10 protein-coding genes are annotated in these 17,787 nt (G+C 47.2%); 5 read left to right on the top strand and 5 right to left on the bottom strand.

Going from position 1 to position 17,787, the window contains the following annotated elements; all coding sequences use genetic code 11:
* Positions 1-459 precede the first annotated feature (459 nt).
* Entirely contained in the window at positions 460-1,428 is a 969-nt protein-coding gene (locus NDA06_RS06240) for an Hpt domain-containing protein (RefSeq protein WP_190432269.1), read from the top strand.
* A gap of 566 nt (positions 1,429-1,994) precedes the next feature.
* Here NDA06_RS06240 and NDA06_RS06235 read toward each other — a convergent pair.
* On the bottom strand, positions 1,995-2,144 hold the full coding sequence (locus NDA06_RS06235; RefSeq protein WP_190413262.1) for a hypothetical protein: 150 nt from the start codon (positions 2,142-2,144) through the stop codon (positions 1,995-1,997).
* A gap of 43 nt (positions 2,145-2,187) precedes the next feature.
* Between NDA06_RS06235 and NDA06_RS06230 the strand changes: the two genes are divergently transcribed.
* Positions 2,188-4,434 carry a PAS domain S-box protein gene (locus NDA06_RS06230; RefSeq protein ID WP_190984499.1) on the top strand — a complete coding sequence of 749 codons (2,247 nt, stop codon included), beginning with the start codon at positions 2,188-2,190 and terminating at the stop codon, positions 4,432-4,434.
* Positions 4,435-4,669: 235 nt separating this feature from the next.
* Here NDA06_RS06230 and hisA read toward each other — a convergent pair whose 3' ends face one another.
* The 3 genes from hisA to NDA06_RS06215 all read right to left on the bottom strand — a co-directional run bounded on the left by hisA (position 4,670) and on the right by NDA06_RS06215 (position 8,569).
* Positions 4,670-5,443 (bottom strand): 1-(5-phosphoribosyl)-5-[(5-phosphoribosylamino)methylideneamino]imidazole-4-carboxamide isomerase, encoded by a 774-nt coding sequence (gene hisA, locus NDA06_RS06225; protein WP_190984500.1) that lies wholly within the window; start codon positions 5,441-5,443, stop codon positions 4,670-4,672.
* A 77-nt stretch (positions 5,444-5,520) separates the two neighbouring features.
* Complete coding sequence (locus NDA06_RS06220; RefSeq protein ID WP_190984501.1) at positions 5,521-6,465, bottom strand: hypothetical protein; 945 nt, start codon at positions 6,463-6,465, stop codon at positions 5,521-5,523.
* 409 nt (positions 6,466-6,874) lie between these two features.
* Positions 6,875-8,569: a transglutaminase domain-containing protein gene (locus tag NDA06_RS06215; RefSeq protein ID WP_190984502.1), complete on the bottom strand. Its 1,695-nt coding sequence runs from the start codon at positions 8,567-8,569 to the stop codon at positions 6,875-6,877.
* 560 nt (positions 8,570-9,129) lie between these two features.
* Between NDA06_RS06215 and NDA06_RS06210 the strand changes: the two genes are divergently transcribed.
* The 3 genes from NDA06_RS06210 (at position 9,130) to NDA06_RS06200 (ending at position 14,152) form a co-directional block, all read left to right on the top strand.
* Entirely contained in the window at positions 9,130-10,077 is a 948-nt protein-coding gene (locus tag NDA06_RS06210; RefSeq protein ID WP_190984503.1) for a DUF928 domain-containing protein, read from the top strand.
* A gap of 233 nt (positions 10,078-10,310) precedes the next feature.
* Positions 10,311-11,141 carry a DUF928 domain-containing protein gene (locus tag NDA06_RS06205; RefSeq protein ID WP_190984504.1) on the top strand — a complete coding sequence of 277 codons (831 nt, stop codon included), beginning with the start codon at positions 10,311-10,313 and terminating at the stop codon, positions 11,139-11,141.
* A 1,046-nt stretch (positions 11,142-12,187) separates the two neighbouring features.
* On the top strand, positions 12,188-14,152 hold the full coding sequence (locus NDA06_RS06200) for a ShlB/FhaC/HecB family hemolysin secretion/activation protein (protein ID WP_242047329.1): 1,965 nt from the start codon (positions 12,188-12,190) through the stop codon (positions 14,150-14,152).
* 67 nt (positions 14,153-14,219) lie between these two features.
* On the opposite strand, the gene NDA06_RS06195 is transcribed toward NDA06_RS06200, so the two are convergent.
* On the bottom strand, positions 14,220-17,453 hold the full coding sequence (locus NDA06_RS06195; RefSeq protein ID WP_190984505.1) for a CHAT domain-containing protein: 3,234 nt from the start codon (positions 17,451-17,453) through the stop codon (positions 14,220-14,222).
* Positions 17,454-17,787 lie beyond the last annotated feature (334 nt).

Here is a 17,787-nt window from a genome sequence, read left to right as displayed (position 1 = left end):
CCTATAGCCCAGACAGCGCACGACTAAGCGAATCCGCGCCGCTATCGGCTTCGCCAGAGGTTACGGGTTCGCCCTCCATGCACTGGTATTCTCTGGAAAACACAAGGAAGGCGACAATCGAACCCGGTGACTTCGCCCGTCAACAGGTAACTGTGAAGTGTTGTTTGTTTTAGAAGCCACTGGTTCGCCTTTCAGCTTTTTGAAGCTTAGTTATAAAATACTTTCACGCAATGGCAAAATTAGCACTTGCTAATTTAAGTATTGCTACCAAGCTTTAAATTGGTGGTTTCGGCTATTTTAGGAACAGTCTCCAACGTATATCAAACTTAGCTGCGCTTCAACCTGAGGCGTGCCGACAGGAACAGGGGTAAACAGTGCCTAGTGGAAAAATCCACTGCCAGGAACGACTCCCCCATAACCAGGTGACTACACAAAATTGTTGTTTTGAGGAATGCTGCCGTGGAGTCGGGAAAGATTTTGGGCTTTTTCATCGAGGAGGCAAAAGAACACCTCGAAACCCTGGAAAAAGGGCTACTGGATTTGCGAGGCGTAATGGCAGATCAAGAAAGGATTAATGAAATGTTTCGCGCCGCCCATTCTGTCAAGGGAGGGGCAGCGATGCTGGGCTTCAACAGTATTCAAAAAGTTTCCCATCGGTTTGAGGATTGTTTCAAGCTCCTCAAGGAACATCCAGTCAATATCGATAACGATCTGGAGTCCATGTTTTTAGAAGGGTATGACACCCTTAAGCACTTAGTTGACCAGCTTCAGGGGCCATTTGGTCTCCGAGAAGAGGAAGGCGAGAAAATCGTACAAGCAGCAGAACCTAATTTTGTTAAGTTACAGGCACACCTTAACCACCTGCTTGGGGCGGCAGGAAGCGCTCCAGAAGCGAGCAAAACGTCAACTCCAGATATTTCTGCTCAGGTGACTGGGGTTCTAAAACAAATGTTGCCGCTGTTTAAACAAGCAGAAACACCCGCAAATCGTCAACAACTTTGCGCTTTGTGCAGTCGTCTCGTGCAGATGAGTGCTGAAATAAAAACCTGGCAAGTGCTGGTAAGAACTGCAAATCGAGCGATCGCTAATCCCAAAAATACTTATGCCACCTTGGCACCGATTGTAATTAAGGAACTCAAGCAGGCTAGCGATCTGTTGCCACACGGAAAAACTGACGCGATCGCGCCGAGTGCCAGTTTGCGGCTGTTGGCAGCTTCCCCTGAAGCAACTACAGCCCCAATTCCGCCGGCAAAGGTGGCAGTTGGGGAAGGGCCACCCAGCCCAACGGAGTCAAAACCCACTCCGACATCCATCAAACAAATCGCCGTGCCTGTAGAACCTAGGGCGGCGGCAAAGGTTTTGGCTCAAGTGTTTAATAAAGAGCAACTGCTGCTGCTAGCAAAGTTACTCCACCAAGCTTCTCGCTGATTCTCTCTACCACAAAACGCGGCTGTTGCACAAAGCAAGCGGCTACTTTTCCTTTGCTCAACCAGCTACAGAATCAATCGATGGGGCAGTACCCGAAGCACTGCCCCATCGTTTTTTTTGCAATTAGACGAACATTTATCATTAAGCTGTCTTTTGCAATTCAAAAAATAGGTATAAAAACTGCTTTTTCCTTTTACTTTAATTTTTGATTAGGTCAAAACTTTCAGTATGTTTGCGTGTAAAAAATAACGAATACTGACTGGCGAATAACCGATCAATCCTTAGGAATAGTCCTTGTGGTTAATTCCAGAGAACAACTAGCAACAATTTAGCTTTTTGGACATTAAGAAAAGACAAGTATTGTTTAAATATTTAAAAATATATACAGAAATCTAAATATCCTATTCGATTTTTTAACCGAGTTTTAGGGAAATAACTCCTTTTAGGCCAGAAATTCTCATTACTTGTTAAAACTGATACCAATACAAACTCAAAACCCTTAGCTACAGTGATTAGAGTGTAACTTTTAGAAAAAATAAGCATCTATCTATTTGTAGACAAACTTGTTAATCTGGTGGCTTCAAAGACTTAAATAAAATAGTCTGAAAGTTACGACTCAGGGTGTATGCAGCTCCACAGCTAGAAAGGCTATACCAGAGTAGAGACAAAAGGGTGTATCCAGTCCAACGGCTGAACGAGTTAACAAAGATTGCCATAATAAAAACTCCAGGTACTCAGCCAGTGCCTTGATTGAAAGCTATGCGAAGTTTACAAGCGAATCAGCAAGGCGCTGCCCAATCAGCGCCCAGGATGGATACCCTCCCTCAGGCACTTCTGAGCGAACTAGCAGTTGGCGTCTTGGTGATGGGAGCGCAGGGAGAAATACGCTTTACGAATCAGGCGACACTGGACTTGCTGGATTTAACAGCAGACCAGATGCTGGATCAAACGCCGCTCGATCCCGCTTGGCACGTCATCCAGGAGAATGGAACGCCATTTCAGATGAAACTCCACACGGCACCAGTCCGGGCAAAGCAAGCATTGTTGCTGCTTTCGACCCGACAATCGCTGCGAAACCTGGTGCTAGGGGTTTATAGACCGACAAAGCGCGATCGCATTTGGATATCTGTTAACACCGAACCGCAGTTAGATCCAGATGGTTGCGTCGAGCAAGTCGTCTGCACGCTGAGTGAAATCACCAACCACAAGGCAAGCGAACAATTTTCAAAAATCAATGAATGTTTTTCGGGTCTTGGTTCCGACCCGGATGAGAATATTAACCGCATCACGGCATCCGCAGGGGAATTACTAGGCGGTGCTTGGGCAGTCTACAATCGACTGCATCAAGGCTTACTGTGGTCTTGGGGTCAATGGCAGACGCCGTCGGAGTTCCTAAATGTAGGCGATCCGGACGGACATCTCTGTTATGACGTGATTCAGCAGGGAAGCAACCAGCCCTATGTCGTTCAGGATTTACCCAACACCCCCTACGCACACAGAGATCCTTGGGTCATTCCTTACCAACTGCAAACCTACGTTGGACAAGCAGTTAGATGCGCGGGTGAATATATCGGCTCTCTTTGCGTGGTCTATCAGAACCAGTTTGTTCCCACAGAATCTGACAAGAAGCTGATCGGGATTATGGCTGCGGCGATCGGTGTAGAAGAGGAACGCAAGAGGGAAGCAGTGGTGTGGGCGCAAAACGAAGGGAAATGGCGATCGCTACTGCAAAACAGCTCCAATTTGATCACAATTTTGGAAGCGGACGGGACCATCAAATACGCAAGTCCTGCCATTGAGGGCATTTTAGGATACAAGCAAAAAGAATTAATTGGCAAAAATACCTTTGACCTTGTTCACCCAGAGGATGTTTCTTTAGTCAAAAACGATTTTCAAGGCGTCCTCGAAAATTCAACAACTGCTTTATCCATTGAGTTCCGATTTCAGCACAAAGATGGCTCGTGGCGTTATATCGAAGCAACCCACAGCAATCTGGTAATGGATGCGCCAGGGGTTCGCATTGTTGTGAACTCTCGTGACATTACCGATCGCAAACTGGCTGAGACAGCTTTAATTCAATCGGAAGCGCAACTGAGAGACAAAGCAGCCCAGTTGGAACAAGCCTTATACGAACTGCAACAAACTCAAAGTCAACTGGTACAAACAGAAAAAATGTCCAGTTTGGGGCAGTTAGTCGCTGGTGTTGCTCACGAAATTAACAACCCGGTTTCTTTTATCTACGGTAACCTTCCCTACGCGACGGAGTATACTCAAGACCTGCTGCATCTCGTTCACCTCTACCAGCAGGAATATCCACAACCGACACCCGCCATTCAAGAAGCAGCAGAAGCACTGGACATAGATTTCCTCAGTGAAGACCTTCCAAAACTGATGAATTCAATGCAAGTGGGAGCTGAACGTATTCGACAAATTGTGCTGAGCTTGAGGAACTTCTCTCGTCTAGATAAAGCGGCAAGAGAGCCTTTCGATCTTCACAATGGAATTGATAACACTTTACTTTTGTTACAACATCGCTTGAAGCCGAAAGCAGGACGCACCGAGATCCAGATAGTTAAAGAGTATGACAACCTGCCTCGTGTCGATTGCTATGCTGGGCAAATCAATCAGGTATTTATGAATATTCTGAGTAATGCGATTGATGCCCTAGAAGAGTCAATCATTAATGGTGAATGGTCAGTTGCCAGTAGAAAAACAACTGACATTCCTACTATCCGGATTCGCACCGAACTGGCAAATGACAATAAGGTGGTCATTCAGATTACTGATAATGGCCCTGGCATTCCATCGGAAGTGCAGCAACATATATTTGACCCTTTCTTTACTACTAAACCAGTCGGTCAAGGTACTGGCTTGGGGTTGTCAATCAGCTACCAGGTTGTTGTAGAAAAACACGGCGGCGTCTTGAAGTGTCAGTCAGCACCGGGAGAAGGAACGGAATTCTGTATCGAGCTGCCCGTAAATCTTCCCCAGCCGGAAGGAGTGTAAAAATTAGCGAATGGCACTTACTTAAGCATAAAAAGCTTAAACAGAAAAAGTAATTTTTTGGTTGGGTTTCACTATGATTCACCCAATTACTCGCTAAACTTACTAGATGTTAGTTTTCGTGCCTCAACCCAACCTCCGGGCTTATTATAGGCTAATTAACTAAACCTCTAGTTTTGGGGATAAAAAGAAGGAAATGTAGAGACGCGCAGTTGCGCGTCTTTAGCTCGTTGAAGTGTCAAGCAAAAGTGGAAAAGCCCAAATCTGGCGGGACATCTTGAATACGTCCCGACCCTATCGCTTGCAGGGCTGCTTTGAGCGAAACATCACCTGTATAGAGGGCACGACCCACAATCACACCGCTAACTCCCAAAGGTTCGAGTGTTAGTAAACTCAACAAGTCAGTAATCGAACTAACACCGCCAGAGGCAATAATGGGGATGGAAATAGCGTTGGCGAGTTCTCTTAATGCCTCTAAATTAGGGCCAGAAAGCGTGCCATCTCGATGAATATCGGTGTAGATAATGGCAGCAACCCCTAATTGTTGCATTTGCTTAGCCAAGTCGATTGCCGCAACTTCAGACGTTTCTAACCAGCCTCTTGTGGCAACCTGTCCATTCCGGGCGTCAATTCCTACGATAATTTGCCCTGGAAATTCCTGGCAAAGTTCTTCGACCAACTGGGGTTGTTCTACGGCTATGGTTCCCAAGATTACCTGCTTCACACCCATGTTTAGCAGCTGAGAGACTGAGCTTTTGTCGCGCAAGCCGCCCCCTACTTGTATTTCTCCCGGCACTGCCTGTAAAATCGCCTTGATTGCCTGCCGGTTGACCAGTTGACCCGCCTTAGCACCGTCGAGGTCTACGATATGCAACCGGGTTGCCCCCTGTTCTACCCACTGTTTAGCAATATTAGCGGGGTTGTTATCAAAAACTTGCGATCGCGCATAGTCTCCCTGATATAACCGCACGCACCGACCTTCTAGCAAATCAATCGCTGGAATTACATTCATCTTCAGCTATTCAAATAATCAAATGAGTAGAGTGGGCAGCGCCCCCCTACTCAGTCCAGACTATCAGCTAACAGCTATCAGCTAGCAGCTAATTGTTGTGGCGGCAACCCAAATAACTCTTCGAGATAATCAGGCGTAAGCGTTTGGTTCCAGTGACGCAGCTGCACCATGAGTCGGGCAAATGTGAAAACTAATTCCACCGCGTACAAGGCATAGCCAATTTGCAAGACATCGTTCCCTTTCGGGCGTTCGCCCTGGTGATGTTTGAGAATACCCATTAAATTTTTAGTGGTGCCCTGCAAGCGGGTGAGATAGGAATCTCCAAACGCCCAACGGCTAATCCCCCAGAACTTTGCTAGGTGATTGATTTCGTCTTGCATGGGTTGCGCGATCGCTTGTTGCAATGCCCCCGTCGAATGAGCCATTAACCAGAGATATACAGACGTTGCTCCCCACTCGGTTGCGATCCGGGCGATCGCGTGTTTATAAACATCTTCTCGTAGATTTCCACTCGATTCATAGCCTTTTACTGAGTTCGGATGGGATTGTAGTTTATCACCCGTTAATTGTTGATAGATTTTGCTAAAAGTGGGGCGGTGTTGCCGTTCTTCTTTCTCCCATATTCCGACTTCTAGCATCGTGCCATCCGCTGCAAAGGTACCGCCCACAAATCGCGCCATTGGAAAGTGGGCTGCCTGCAAATAATTCCAGCTTTCCATCGCATAAGCGCGAATCGGCGTTTCAATCTCCACCGCATTTGCAACTGTTGCAATAAATAATTCGGGAGCGACACCGATAATTTGATTAGAAGTAATTGCTTGCCAATCAATCGTTTCCCAGCGGCGCTGATGAGGATTTTTAAACTGTCTCGGTAAGTCTGACAGGTTCTGCTGGAGAATCTCCAACGATAGATAGCGCTCAATCAGATAATTAATGCGCGATCGCGTTTGTAAATAATGCGGATGGGGATATTGATTTCCAGCTAGATCGACCGACCGCTCTTTAATGCTAGAATTATTCATAGATTCAGTTCTTCCTTATTGCTTTGACCTTGATTATTAAGTACCTATTCAACCTTCTATTTAGTATCTTTGTAACAGCATTCTGATATTCAAAAGCTTATATTTTTGATAAAAATTGATACTTACAGGACAAATTTAGTATCGAAGAGCAATCCGGATTTTTTTTAAATTTTGTGACACATAAAAAATTGACATACTCCGAAAGTCTTAAATTAGCGATCGCTTAGCGATTGCCAATTACTTTAATAGGCGATAGATGCCATTTTCCTTAAACTGCTGCTTTTTGGTAAAAACGGAGAACAGTTTGTGACAGTTTAAGCAGCGACCTCCTAGGGAATAGCGGACAATTAGCAATGAGTACCCAGTAAAAAAGGGTGGACAGTGCCCACCCTTCTGACTTTATTCACCCTTATGAGGACGGTGCTAGTTCCTCCAAAATCGTAAATCTCACATGATTTAGAGATAATTCTCCAATAGAAACGGACTGCTTATTGACTCTTTCCCCATGACTCATCAAGCTTTCAAAGGTGATACCTTTGCCCATTTCAGCGTGATACCAAGCTAAACCCATGAAAAACCGCGATGGATAGGGGCCTTTTTCGACCACATCATCCGGATTGGATTCCATCGGCAACCAACCAAATCCAGGCAGGTAGAACTCCATCCAGACATGATTAAAATCAGGTTGCAGGGGCAAATTCATCAATTCAGGATGGGGAGGGCACTTGTAGCGACCTACCGTGCGGCAGGCAATGCCATTCAGCCGCGCCAGGGCAAGTAAAACCCCCAGGTACTCACCGCAGGAACCAACACCCCTTTCTAAGGCGACATCTGGCGGGTCAATGTAGGGCTTAATCCCGTAGGAAAGATGGTCATAGACATAGTTGCGAATTTTGAAAATTTTCCGCAGCATATTCGTTTCGCTGCCAATCGCTTCCTTGGCGGCCTTGAGGATGATATCGGTGTCCATTGCCAAATCATCATCATCCGTCAGATATTTGCTGCGTAACTCAGGCGGGAGGTCGGGAAGTTTTTCGGCATCTCTGGGCGTCAGGCGATATTTGATGCTCCAGACTTCTATCAGGGCTTTCCAGCCAAATATATGGCGATCGCCGGTTTTGAGACTGTTAAATTTAAATACAGCCACCCGCTGTCCGTCTTGAATTTCTTCCGTGAAAGGCAATCCGACGGCTTCAATTTTTCTGATCTTCTGCCGATGAGTCTCCGAGGGTAGAGCAATTCGCCACTCCACATTTTCTAAATCCACCTCGTCGAGGGGGGAAAGTTCCTCGACGTAGGAAATTTCCATCAGATAACCATTCGAGAGAGCGTAGTGTTCAGCCTCGTTGTAGTAAAAATACAACGGGTGAATAAACGTGCGATCGCGGTACTGTAATTCGTAATTCGGGTCGGCGTTCGGGTTATCGCGCAGGTAAGGCTCCTCACCTGCATAAGCTACGTAGAGAATATCTTTCCCAGTCTGAGGATCTGTGTAAAAAGCTAACCCTGTCGGGCACTCAAAAGGCGTCAGTACGCTGAATTTGATCTCACCTGTAGCTCGGTCAAGGCAGTAAACTGTTTGCTCAATGCTATCGGAAACCCAGAGTTCCTCTCCCTTGACTGTGATATTTTCTACCCCTACTCCAGGCGCATAAAACCGGGTAATCTCTTGACCTGTCTCACGACTAAAAACAAGAATATATCCCGCCTTCTGGGAAGTCACGTAAACAGTTGATTCCCAAACAGCAACCCCATTTGCTAGGTAGGGCAAGGTGACAAAAGACTGAGGCGTCAAATCAGTGGTAGAGATGCCATTAATGGCGTTTGGACAAAAGAAAACCCCATTTTCCTGGGTACACCAGAGAGTATCTTCCCAAAGAGCTAACCCAGTTACGCCCAGAAAATCTGGCAGATGATTGGCATTGAGTATAGTAGTGTTGTCACTCTTCGGATCGATTTGCAGCAGATACCCGTTAGTGGCGTCAATGGCGATAAGTGTATCTTTCTGAGAAGCAATGCCATGTATGGCAGCAGCTGCAATCGGTCTAATTGTCCGATGCCAAGGATTTTCTTTGAGTGGTAGAGCCGCTGAATCAGGAATCATCTCAAATCTCAGTGAAGTTTATGTAGAAGTGGATACCCAGGGAGGCAGAGGGGTTTGAAAGTTGGGATTTGGGATTATGAGGATTTAGTCAATCTAGAATAGCGATCGCCACTCTCAAATTGGTTTGACCCTAGTCTTAGCCCAAGTTACCAAAAATGCAACCAAGACAACTGCTTTATACGAACTTGAGTACGATCTTATTTGTCTGTGTCAGCCGGGAACTCTAACAACGGTTAGGACTTCTTTAATTAATGACCCAACTAAGGATTGAGCCGACCCATTGCCTTTAAATGCCCCCACTGGGGATTCTTGCAGAAGGGCAGACTTCATGACTCGATGTCCGAATAGAAAAACAAATTTTCCGTACATGAGTTTGATATATAATTATGGACACGCGATCGGACGAGCTTGCTGCTCCAAAGCGATATCAATCTAGCGATTGGTTGTTAAACAGAACGTTCAAAAGTGTGAGAGTGCAGAGCCATCCACAACTGTCTGGATGGGCAAAATCTTCAGGCACTCCGCTTGAAAAGGTCTGGAGATTGGAAGAGACCGGATTAATGAGGTCTACACAAGAAACTACAGTGCCGCAAAAATTAGGGGTCGATCGCGATACGCTCCCTAAAGGAGAAACCCTCGGCAAAATTCAACCCAATTTCAATTTTTTAAGTAGACTCGTTGAAGTAAAAATCCCACAGCTTAAGTTCTGGGAAGTGTCAACAGAAAACAGTTCTAGCATGATTTGGATGAAACGCTACTCACAGATTACAACACTGGCTGTTTCCTTAACGCTCGGACTGGTTCTGAACGTGCCTTCCCAGGCACAGGCACAGCCTGCCTCACTCAGCCGTAGCTTACTACCAGATACTTTAAACTTCAAGCCGCCAGAGCGAGGCACCCCTGATGGCAGAGAACAAGGTGCAACCCGCCAACCCATCCCTTGCACGCAAGGTCTCACTGCCTTAACACCCTTGGGTGTTGGGTTAACAGTTGCAGAGTATCCAACCTTTTCATGGTATATGTCTACAACGTCAGCTCGGTCAGCGGAATTTGTGCTGAGGGATGCAAGCGATCGAGAAGTCTACAAAGCGAATTTTGCGATCGCGGGAAAACCTGGCATTTACAGCCTCAACCTTCCTCCATCCGCCAATTTACCACCCTTGGCGCAGGACAAGGAATATCATTGGGACGTCTCGGTGATTTGTGATGCTAACAGCCGGGAGAAAGATATTGTCGTAGGGGGTGCGATCAAGCGCATCGCACCAGATTCAGCCTTAGTCAGACAAATCCAGCGAGCCACTTTACAAGAGCGCGTTGGTCTTTATGCACAAGCTCGCCTTTGGCATGAGACACTCGCTACCCTGCTGGAGCTACGCCGCTTGAATCCTAACGATTCTACCCTGGCATCTGACTGGAAAAAGCTGTTACTGTCAGTTGAACTGAACAAGGTTGCGAGCGAGCCTCTAGTTCAGAGCGCAGCTAGTCGAAGAACGACTGGCTCAAACTAAAACAACCAGTCTTTGGGTTGTTATATCTGCTAAAAATAGGAATATTTGACCCACTTGTTCAGAGTTTTCAACTCCAAAATGCGACTCGATGAAGGCAGAAAGCCGAGTTCGGATCGTGAAGAAAACGATGTAGGGGTTGGGTAGTCAGTCAATCAAGGGCGGGACAATCGAATCTTGTTGGTTGAACCGCACCTATCTATTCAAAACTCAAAACTCTTTGGAGCAGTTCTGCTATGGACTGGATGAAGTCCCCTAGGTTAAAACGAGCCTTAGCTATCTCTATGGAAGTGGCACTGCTCACGGGTTTCTCAACTCTGATAGGGACACCACCAACACTACTCGCCCAAGGAATGCCCGATCGGTGGATAGTTGCTGGATATAATCCACCTAAAACCGTTGGGGCACCAGGGCGCAGAGAAGGGGGCGGAACTCGCAGTCCTGGAAGTTGTCCGGCGGCAGGCAAGCCCCTCACTGCACTGATTCCTGCCAATAACATTGGGCTTACCGTCGCCGCATATCCGAGCTTTTCATTCTACGTCCCTCCAGTGCCTGCCCAAGCCTCGCCACTGGCACTAGAGTTCGTACTGAAGGATGAAAAAAACGATCGAGAGATTTATACAACAACCTTCATGACTACGGGAAAGGGGGGTATTGTCAGCATAAGTCTTCCGACTTATGCTGGATTACCACCCTTGGAAGTCGGTAAGAATTATCAGTGGTTCTTGTCAATGGTTTGCGATTCCGAACAGCGATCGCTCGATGTTTTTGTACAAGGTTCGATTCAGCGGGTTCCACAAACCGCGCAGCTTGATAATCAGTTGAGGGTGGCTACACCGAATAAGCGCCCAGATGTTTATGCAGAGGCGGGGATGTGGTTTGATGCCTTAACTACTCTGGCAGAACTGCGCCGCTCCAATCCGAACAATTCCGCTTATTCTGCTGAGTGGGAACAACTCTTGAAGGCAGTTGGACTGGACAACATTGCCAAAGAGCCTTTGCTTCCCAGTATGACGACATCTGCTAGCCAAACGACACCCTTTCAGCGCTTGAGAGAAAATCAATAGTTTTGAATGAACTGCTCCCTCACTTTAAGGATGAAAATATACTTAATTTCTCATCCTTGAAGACTCAGCAGGCAATGGGGCAGGGAAAAAGCCTATGCCCCTACCACTTAGCACTGCAATTTTCTGTAAATACGAAATGAACGGCTAGAGGACAGGATAAAGCTGAAGGCTGGATATCTAAACTCCACAAGTGTCCCGGCTTATATCAATTCACTTTATTGGGGCTGTACTTTAATTCTTGCAGCCCTTTTTTCTAGCGATCGCGTTGTGGCGCAGATGCACTCTCTTTGCAGGGATTGGTGTCTCTGAAGTACCATCTTTTGTGAAATTGTACTATAACCTTTTACCTTAATATCGCCTAAAATAGATTGCTGAAAGTGGCTACTGGCAAGACTTGTACCATCCAAAATCGGCAATTCAAAATTTCAAATCCTATAGAGGGACGCATCACACTTTTACCCTCTCGCCATTATTACCTCGTACTCTCAGCAGGATATTCTGGATAGCAGGCTGGGGGAGAAAATTAGCAATTCCGTCCTGGTTTAGCCCAAACTGGGTAAAGCTGTCGGAAAAATACGTTCACTGGCTGAATAATAGTGCCGCAGGTGATATCGATCCGTTTGTCTTGGGGATCGCGAATCCAGCCTGAAATGAGAGTGCGCGTGCAATCAGGTGCAAAAGTCAGGTGCAAAAGTCATTGATTGGGCGTTTGAGTGTGGTAGCAAACCGATCTTGTTCGCGAGCAAATTAGCTCGCCTTCCGAAGGCACAATGTAACTAGCAAAGAGGCGACGCCATTGACAGATGATGGCATAATGAAAACATAAAATTGAGTCTTCAGATAGATGCAATTTTGGTGAAAACCGCAAAATCATGCCGCTCGTTTGCTTGCAAAAGTAACATTCTCGCTCCTAAAAGCGAGAATGTTACTTTTGGAGAGAGAAAAGGAAAAAAGTTGAATTAAGTAAAGAAAATACGGATTGGATACAAAAAAATTGTATTAATTGAAGTTTTTAGACAATTCAACCCGTGGAGAACACAGCTACCATGCGTTCAAAATTTCAATGGTTTTGGTGTGGAGTGTTAATTGAGGGTGCGATCGCTTGTGTCTCTGCCAGCGGTGCTAATGCCAAAACACTACCGGCAACGCCCGATCTGAATGGATTGAATTTTCATCGCGAAATGGAAACGATGAAAGCGTTTTCCAGCGACGAGAGAGCAAAAAAAGAACCCGCTAGGCGTTCAGTTGCCCCGTCAAAGGGCATACAGCAAAAGCGCGTGGGAGTTGTTCAGCCTGAGCCAGAGAGGTCTGAAAATAGGCGGCTGCAAGCGCAGACTCTACCGGCTTCACCGCAGAACCAACCCCAGCTAAATCAACCCCTGCAACCCCAATCCGATCCTAACCGCGATCGCTTTCCGCAGCCTGCACCCCTCCCAGAACCTCTGCCGGAAGAGTCACCGTCGCCCGTACTGACGCCGCCGACGCCAGCACCCGATTCTGCACCGTCCTCAGCCACGCTTGAGGTGAAAAAGATTCAAGTCACTGGCAGCACCATCTTTGGGGCAGAACAGCTGAACTCGATTACTCAAACTGTAGAGGGGCGGACTGTCACCCTAGAAGAACTCAGAAACGTTGCCGATGCGATTACCCAGTTGTACCTCAATCAAGGCTTCATCACCTCAAGAGCCATCCTGGTAGACCAAGCCATTACGGATGGTGTCGTCCAGATTCGCGTCATTGAAGGCAGCCTAGAAGAGATTAGGGTAGAAGGAACGCGCCGGTTGAATTCAAATTACGTGCGATCGCGCGTGCGTTTGGGGGCTGGCAAACCGCTCAATACGGGCAAGCTAGAAGATCAATTAAGGCTATTGCGCGTCGATCCTCTATTTAAAAATGTAGAAGCCAGCCTCCGCTCTGGGAGCGGGGTGGGTCAAAGTATTCTCGTCGTTCGCGTTACCGAAGCCAACCCCTTTTATGGCAGCTTCGGCGTCGATAACTACTCGCCTCCGAGCGTTGGTTCCGAACGATTGGGCGTCAATCTGGGTTATCGCAACATCACCGGCATTGGAGATGAAATTTTTGGCTCCTATTACCATACGACCACAGGCGGCGCTGATGTTCTTGACTTAAACTATCGGGTGCCACTCAACGCCATGAACGGCACCTTGCAACTGAGATATGCTCCCAACCGAAATAGAGTCACCCAAGCCCCTTTTGAAGTTTTCGACATTCGGGGAGAATCGCAGCTTTATGAAATTAGTTATCGACAGCCGTTAATCCGCTCACCGCGTGAAGAATTTGCCCTTTCTTTAGGCTTTACTCACCAGAATGGTCAGACTTTTACTTTTGCAGGGCCAACCCCGTTTGGTTTTGGCCCCGACGAAGAAGGTCGGAGCCGCACCAGCGTGATTAAATTTGGGCAAGATTATCTGCGTCGGGATGTTAAGGGTGCTTGGGCATTGCGATCGCTTTTTAGTCTTGGCACTGGCTTATTGGATGCCACCATCAATCCCGACCCCATACCCGATGGTCGGTTCTTAAGCTGGCTGGGCCAAGTGCAGCGAGTTCAAGTCCTGAATAACAATAATTTCTTAATTGTGCAAGGAGATATTCAGCTATCAACCAGTGGCTTATTACCCTCCCAACAGTTTGTAATTGGCGGCGGTCAATCGTTGCGCGGCTACCGACAAAATGTGCGTGCTGGTGACAATGGAGTGCGACTTTCAATTGAAGATCGCATTACCGTTCAGCGAGATGAAGCCGGTGCCGCCACATTGCAGTTTGCTCCTTTTGTGGATGTGGGTTGGGTGTGGAATGTGTCTGATAATCCCAACGATGCCACGTTACAGGATGAGAGATTTTTAGCAGGTGCTGGCTTAGGGCTAATCTGGCAACCTCTGCCCAAGCTAAATATACGACTAGACTATGGCATTCCACTGGTTGATATTGAAGACCGTGGCGAAAATGCCCAAGATCGGGGATTTTATTTCAGCGTTAACTATCAATTTTAGAAAGAATTAAAAATTAAAAATTGAAGAAATCCTCATTTTTAATTTTTAATTCTGCATTTTGCATGGATTACCACGGGTTGCCAATCATCGTAAAAGCTGCCCAATAATAAGGATGAGATAAATTTTGATTCTCCAGCTTCGCGAGTTCGGGCGTTAGAACTACATCCCCTCTGGGAGTTTGCAGTTTACCTCCCTGTATTCGCACTTGCCCCTTCAGCATCGCTACCTGTGCTTGCCGCAGTGCCTCCACTCTCACGGAGGCTTTTTTCAATTCTTGGTAAAATTCCGTCATCAATCCCAAGGTGCCTTGGTCGCTGACGTACCAAAGACTTGCCAGCGCTGATTTGACTCCTGCCTGCACCGCTAACCCAGCAAAACCCAGCTCCGCCTGCTCATCACCCAGCGCAGTGCGGCAGGCACTCAAGACTAACAAATCCACCGGCGGGTCATTCCAGTCAAGCTGTGGTAGTTGGTTCAAGGACAGCTTCGTGTCCCATAGCTGAATGTAGGAGTTACTCGGATCTCCGGGTTCAAATTCTGCATGGGTTGCCAGGTGAACAATTCTAAACGGTTGTAGGCGGCGCTGGGTCTTGAGATTTTTGAGAGTGAAGGCGTTGTTGAGGAAGGATTTACCAGGCCACAACTCAGGTGTAATGATTGATAACTCGGTTGGCACAGCGGGAAGCGGGTCTTGGTCGGGAAATTCCGATGCTCCCATTGCCAAAACTTGAGAGTTTTTTAGGTTGCGTTGGAGAGTGTCCGTTAGGCTAAGACTGGGGATTAAGCTGACGCTGTATTTCTCCACCAGAAATTGTTGACCATTATATAAAGCTGCAAATGGTACAGAACGCAACCCACTATCGGGCACGAATACGAGATTTTGGATGCCTCTAGCTTGTAAATCGCCTTCTAGCGGAGCGATTAGCCACTGATACAGTTGCTTGGCTGAGGTTAGGTAAGTGGGAGTGCGTCTGATCCGAATGACTTCCTTGCGAAATTGCTCGGCGACTTTGAGAACTTGCGTTCGCGAAGCGTATGCGCCTTGCGCTCCTAGCACGGCTCCCGATAACCGCTTGCGGATGGGTGGACCCTCTGCCGTTACCAGCACTACTTCCAGCTCGTCGCTCTGAGGGCTAACGGCTGTAGAGGCTGGGGTTTCCTGCCCCTGCTGAGTGTTGAGTGAGAGGGATTTTTCAGTCCCTTGTACTCTCCTACTTTCCTGCACCTCTGGGGCAATAGTTTTGGGAACAAAAGCAACATACATCAGCGCTGGTCTGACTCCCGTCTCTGTTTCAATTCTTGCGAGAGTCTGACGAGCATCAAGCAGAGAATTAACACGAGTAGGAAGATTATTGAGACCGAAATATTCGGCAAATTGACGAGTAAAAATTTCTTCGCGTTCGGTCACGACCGCGTCAATTTCAATTGCCGGAATATCCGGCGGGAGTTCTGTGGGTGGCTCCTCTTCTGGGTCGTCGATTAAGATTGTGGGATCGATTATTTGATCGGGATCGGCAGTAATTAATTGAATGTTTCCCTGAGTGTCTGGCCCAGGAAAAGATTGGAAGGTCGGAATCGTGAATTGTCCATTGTTCAGCGCTCCGGCTGTCCCGTTCGTTGTTGGATTTCCAACTAAAAAAGGAACTAAATTATTGCCGCCACCATGCTGGATAGCGATCGCGCCTCCTCCAATTCCTCCGGACGTAGAGATACTGGCAGAGATCCCATCTTGGTCTAGAAAAGTGCCCGTAGCTTTGAAAAATTGACCAGTTGCAATGTTAACGTTTCCCCCCACGCCATTCGTTCCCCCTTGGGCATTGATGGAGGCAACTTGAATATCTCCAAGCGGATCGAGGGTGACAGATCCCCCATTCCCAATTGCTGAACTAGAGTTGATGACTCCAGCGTTGATTTCGTTCAGAGCCAAAAGCGCGATCGCGCCCCCGTTACCAGCGTTGGAAGAGGAATTAATAGAACCAGCAATATTAATTGTCCCTGTTGGACTATTGGGTGAAGTAATATTGTTAATTTTGTCAAGTGCCGAAAGAGTAATTGCACCTCCATCTCCAAGATTTGATGAAGAATTTAAAAAACTTTTAATGTTAATTGAACCTGCTGTACTCGTTAGAAAAATATTGCCGCCATTACCTGAGTCAGAAGTTGTCAAAATCCCGTCTAAGGGCGAACTCAGGATATTAATATCCTTAAAAGCGGACATCGTTACAGAACCCCCATGTGCCCCTAAAAAAGTGGCAGAAGTATCGATTTTTCCGAGGACTGTAATGTTGTTAGCAGAAGCCAAATTCACAGAACTCCCTAGTGGGGGCAAGGAAGTTTTAGAGGTGGCTCCCTGCACCACGACATCACCAGCGTCTACCTGGATGTTAGATCCAGACAGTTTCACCTCCCCAGTGCCGCTAACCGTTACTTTTGTGGCATTGTTAGCGCCTCCACCTGTGAGTAACTGGGGCAAAGAGAGAGGAGAAGCGATGGAGAGGGGGAGAGAAGGCGAGAGAGGTTGAATCTCTAAACTCAGCAGGTTTCCCGCCTGAGAAAGGCGAACCATCTTTTCACCGGGTACAGATGCAACCGCGATCTTCCCCCCAGGTGCCGAGAGATTACCGACGGAGACAACCGTGCCACCGAGTAGATTGAGATCCTGCCCATCTTTAACGGCTAGCTGTGCCTCGTTGACAATCGCTCCGGGAGTTTGAGGGGTGGCGAAGGCAAAGGTATTGGGCGTCCCTACCAGCGCCGCATAGCTATTAGAACCGATGGCATTAAACCATCCTGAGTCAAATTTAATTCCAGTCGCTGTGGTAGCGGTGAAGCTTCCAGGTACGTTCAAACTAGCTCCTGCGCCAAAAACGATCCCAGCGGGGTTCATCAAGAAGAGGTTGGAATTGCCGCCAGAGACTTGGAGAAGCCCATTGATGACTGAGGGATCGCCCCCCGTAACGCGCCCCAGGATATTTTGAATGGATGGGCTAGAAATGAAGTTGGCAATCTCACCTTGGCTAAGACCAAATTGGGTGAAGCTGTGGAACAAATTGGTATTATCAGCGGATGTCGTGCCTCCTTGGATGTCGTATTGGGTTCCATTAGGCTTCACAATGGTGCCGGTGCTGTCAGTCGCCGGGACGATCGATTGTGCCTGCACGCTCAGAAAGCAAACGGATATTCCCAATGCCAGATGTGGAAGGGCAAAAAGCAAAAAGGCGATAGATTTTGACCTTTTCCTTTTGACTTTTCCCTTTTGTCGTGCTAACAACAATTTAATTATTTTGACAATTGATTTCATAAGGCCGCTCCTAAAAGGAAACACGTTCCTCAAGTCTTTAGATTTTTCAACGCTAGCTTTTGGGGCAACTTTTGCGCTAGAGGCAGTGTTGAAATGGCTACAGGCTTTTGTTTATAGTGTTTGGACAGTGTAAAGGGAGAAGTCCTCGCTCTGCGGTAAATTGCCGTATCGTCCTGTCCGCCAAAACTAATTAGGAAGGATATAAAAAGAATGGATTTCACCACCACTCAATCAATGAACAGGAGTTTGAGCGCCAACTCATCGCTTTTAGGAGATAAGCTAGTGAATTAGCCAGCTCCAGCCTGCCCATCTGGAGAAAGCTCAAGTCGGGCGG

Source organism: Trichocoleus sp. ST-U1 (assembly GCF_039961835.1).
In the GTDB taxonomy this organism is placed as follows: domain Bacteria; phylum Cyanobacteriota; class Cyanobacteriia; order Cyanobacteriales; family FACHB-T130; genus FACHB-T130.
Note: the sequence above shows the minus strand (reverse complement) of the source record. Positions and strands in the feature narration are given on the sequence as shown.

Coding starts and splice junctions, on each gene's coding strand:
- NDA06_RS06235 (WP_190413262.1), bottom strand. CDS start 2,144: ATGGCAATCTTTGTTAACTCGTTCAGCCGTTGGACTGGATACACCCTT.
- NDA06_RS06230 (WP_190984499.1), top strand. CDS start 2,188: ATGCGAAGTTTACAAGCGAATCAGCAAGGCGCTGCCCAATCAGCGCCC.
- hisA (WP_190984500.1), bottom strand. CDS start 5,443: ATGAATGTAATTCCAGCGATTGATTTGCTAGAAGGTCGGTGCGTGCGG.
- NDA06_RS06220 (WP_190984501.1), bottom strand. CDS start 6,465: ATGAATAATTCTAGCATTAAAGAGCGGTCGGTCGATCTAGCTGGAAAT.
- NDA06_RS06215 (WP_190984502.1), bottom strand. CDS start 8,569: ATGATTCCTGATTCAGCGGCTCTACCACTCAAAGAAAATCCTTGGCAT.
- NDA06_RS06210 (WP_190984503.1), top strand. CDS start 9,130: ATGAGGTCTACACAAGAAACTACAGTGCCGCAAAAATTAGGGGTCGAT.
- NDA06_RS06205 (WP_190984504.1), top strand. CDS start 10,311: ATGGACTGGATGAAGTCCCCTAGGTTAAAACGAGCCTTAGCTATCTCT.
- NDA06_RS06200 (WP_242047329.1), top strand. CDS start 12,188: ATGCGTTCAAAATTTCAATGGTTTTGGTGTGGAGTGTTAATTGAGGGT.
- NDA06_RS06195 (WP_190984505.1), bottom strand. CDS start 17,453: ATGAAATCAATTGTCAAAATAATTAAATTGTTGTTAGCACGACAAAAG.